We start from the raw sequence: 1312 nt of genomic DNA, 5'->3' as shown, positions 1-1312 counted from the left end.
CCGCGGCATCGGTCAACCGACTCGACGAGGCCGTCGGCGACGAGTTCCTCGTTCGCCTCGACGAGCAGTTTCTCCGAGTAGGGGTCGCCCACCTGTACGGCGGGGCGGTCCTCGGTCTCGGCGTCCTCGGCGAGGTCCTCGCTGGCGAAGGAGGCGCCGCCGAGGCCGTCGCGTCCCGTCGCGTTGCCGACGAGGACGAGTTTGTTGCCGGCCGACTGGGCCTCGGCGGTGACGAGGCGGTCCGCGTCGAGGAGGCCGACGCAGGCGACGTTCACCAACGGGTTGCCCTCGTAGTCCTCGTGGAACTCGACGCTCCCGGCGACGGTGGGGACGCCGATGGCGTTGCCGTAGTCGGCGATGCCCTCGACGACGCCCTCCAGCAGGTAGCGGGAGTGCTCGCGGTCGAAGTCGCCGAAGTAGAGGCTGTCGGCCAGCGCGATGGGGTACGCGCCCATCGACAGCGTGTCGCGGACGATGCCGCCGACGCCCGTCGCCGCGCCGTCGTAGGGGTCGACGTACGAGGGGTGGTTGTGGCTCTCGATGCCCATCGTAACGTACGTCTCGCCGTCGGTCGTCTCCGCACCGTCGGACGTCGGCAGGCGGACCACGGCCGCGTCGTCCCCGGGGCCGACGACGACCTGGTCGCCCTCCGACGAGAACGCCGAGAGGAGGGGGCGCGAGGACCGGTACGCGCAGTGTTCGCTCCAGAGGTTCTCGAAGAGCACCGTCTCCGCCGGCGTCGGGTCGCGTCCGAGTTCGGCCACGACGAGTTCGCGGTCCGCGTCGGAAAGACTCATTCATTGACGTGGTCAGAACGCAGGGGGTAAGTTCTTTCTATGTGCACGAACGTGACCAGATACGCGCCGCGTCGGACCGCGCGGTTTTTCTAACCGGGGCGACTATCCACACCTGTGTTATCGGTCGAGTTGCACGCGCATTCGGCGCTCTCGTACGACGGCCGTGACCCGATAGAACTCCTCCTCGAACAGGCGGAGGCGGTCGGTCTGGACGCCCTCGCGGTCACCGACCACGACGAGATAGACGCGAGTCTCCGCGCCGCCGACATCGCCGAGGAGTACGGACTGGTCGGCATCCCGGGGATGGAGGTCACGTCCGCGGCGGGTCACGTGCTCGCACTCGGCATCGACGAACTGATTCCGGCCGGTCTCTCCTACGACGAGACGCTCTCGGCCATCCGCGACCAGGGCGGCATCGCCGTCGTCCCGCACCCGTTCCAGTCCTCGCGGCACGGCGTCGCCCCGCACATCACCCGCACGCAACTCGCCGAGGCGGACGCCATCGAGGTGTACAA

Annotated in this window: 2 protein-coding genes; one reads left to right on the top strand and one right to left on the bottom strand. The window is 68.8% G+C overall.

Annotated elements, in window-relative coordinates:
• On the bottom strand, positions 1–797 hold a 797-nt coding region (locus tag GJ632_RS21555), incomplete at its 3' end, for an AIR synthase related protein (protein ID WP_231751755.1).
• Positions 798–911: 114 nt separating this feature from the next.
• On the opposite strand from GJ632_RS21555, the gene GJ632_RS21550 reads away from it, so the two are divergent.
• On the top strand, positions 912–1312 hold a 401-nt coding region (locus GJ632_RS21550; RefSeq protein ID WP_343161322.1), incomplete at its 3' end, for a PHP domain-containing protein.

It is taken from the genome of Halogeometricum sp. CBA1124 (genome assembly GCF_009741955.1).
Taxonomy (GTDB): domain Archaea; phylum Halobacteriota; class Halobacteria; order Halobacteriales; family Haloferacaceae; genus Halogeometricum; species Halogeometricum rufum.
The sequence above is the reverse complement of the archived record's forward strand: the minus strand, read 5'-3'. Positions and strand labels throughout refer to the sequence as shown.